General features: G+C 40.3%; 2 protein-coding genes. Both read right to left on the minus strand.

Annotated features, from left to right (window positions below; genetic code table 11):
* Positions 1-22: 22 nt before the first annotated feature.
* Positions 23-967 (minus strand): ISAon1 family transposase, encoded by a 945-nt coding sequence (locus BW932_RS14120; RefSeq protein ID WP_076388698.1) that lies wholly within the window; start codon positions 965-967, stop codon positions 23-25.
* 19 nt (positions 968-986) lie between these two features.
* Complete coding sequence (locus BW932_RS14125) at positions 987-1349, minus strand: ISAon1 family transposase N-terminal region protein (RefSeq protein WP_031504482.1); 363 nt, start codon at positions 1347-1349, stop codon at positions 987-989.
* Between the last annotated feature and the right edge of the window lie 68 nt (positions 1350-1417).

Below are 1417 nucleotides of genomic sequence, written 5' to 3' on the forward strand. Positions count from 1 at the left end.
GGATCAGTACCAAAACTTGTGTTTAAGCAAAAATGTTTTGTAGTCTGAATAGAAAAAACGCCCGATCCCTAACTCCTCTGAAGTTGCTTCTAAATTTTTTAATTTTTGCATTGAAAGATTCTGCGGATGCATTCGTACTTCTATGATTGAAGTAGTTTAGGATATCGTTATAGTGGATGGTAAACGTTTTTAACAGGATAGCAAAAGATTTAAAGCCGGAGACTTCTACCTGGTGATACCATCTTGCTAATTTTAACATAGCGATTTCTTTGGTGTTTTTCTTGTGGTAGACGTTTCTTAAAGCTTCTGTTAGTTGGTAAGCGTTGTGGATATCCGGATATTCACTGAATAGGATTTGGGCGCGTTCTTTCTGGGATTCGGTCCAGTGGAAGGAACTCTTATACAGCAAATGCCTGCTTCGTGCCAGGAGCTGTTTTCTGGTGTCTCCATTTGAACACAGTTCCGGTTGGTAGATTTCTTTATTTTTCCTGGCATTCAGGATACCATCGCTTTCCTGCTCTATAGCTTTCCATCGGTGTTTGATACGGATTTCCTGCAGGGCTTCTGAGGCTAGTTGCTGTACATGGAATCGGTCAATGGTCCGTTTGGCATTGGAGAAGCATCTCTTGGCAATGAGTTTCATGGAACCGGCCATGTCTAGAGTGATTTCTTTTACGCTTAACCTTAATTTACGGTCGATTTTCAGTAAATGTTCTATGACGGTTTCTGCGCGGGTTTCTTTGATAATGGCAACCAGGCAGCCTTTTTTACCTTTCGCTTTTTTAGACGTGACCACAGTATAAAGTTCACCGCTGGACAAGGCTACTTCATCTATCGACAAGGATTGTGACATGTTTTCGGGATAAATGAGCCATTCCTGTGCATGGGATTTCTCTTTCCAGGTTTTATAATCACTAATTCTGTTTTTGTATTGGCGCTGGAATTTTTTACCCGCCACACCGTACATTTCAGCAATGGTTTTACAATCAAGAGGTCGGGTATCGACAGATTTCTTTTAAAAAATCGGCAAACCCCTTGGTTAAACGGGTGCCTTCTGCCACTAAGTTCCAGTCTCTCTGCACGATTTGCTTTGTGTTCTTATCCAGCCATCTGCGTCTTTTAATATGCAGGTAAACGGCGTTTCCACGCAGGGGAAAATCTTGAATAGTAATCTCCTTATGGAATCCGTGTGCTGTTAAAATTCGATTTGAAACTTCTTTGGGTGGGTTATTTTTCTCCTCAAAATAAAGGTGCATCACTTCACCCTCGGTGGTTTGCTTCGTTAAATCAAAATGTTCAATTAAAAATTCAGGCAGAATATGTTTCAGCAGTTCCAGATAATGATCCAATGTTCTTAAAGTTTACTGCAAAAATCGAAAACTTATTTCAATTTGCACACAACTTTTGAGATTGATCC

Source organism: Kaistella chaponensis, assembly GCF_900156725.1.
In the GTDB taxonomy this organism is placed as follows: Bacteria; Bacteroidota; Bacteroidia; order Flavobacteriales; family Weeksellaceae; genus Kaistella; species Kaistella chaponensis.

Coding starts and splice junctions, on each gene's coding strand:
- BW932_RS14120 (WP_076388698.1), bottom strand. CDS start 967: ATGTACGGTGTGGCGGGTAAAAAATTCCAGCGCCAATACAAAAACAGA.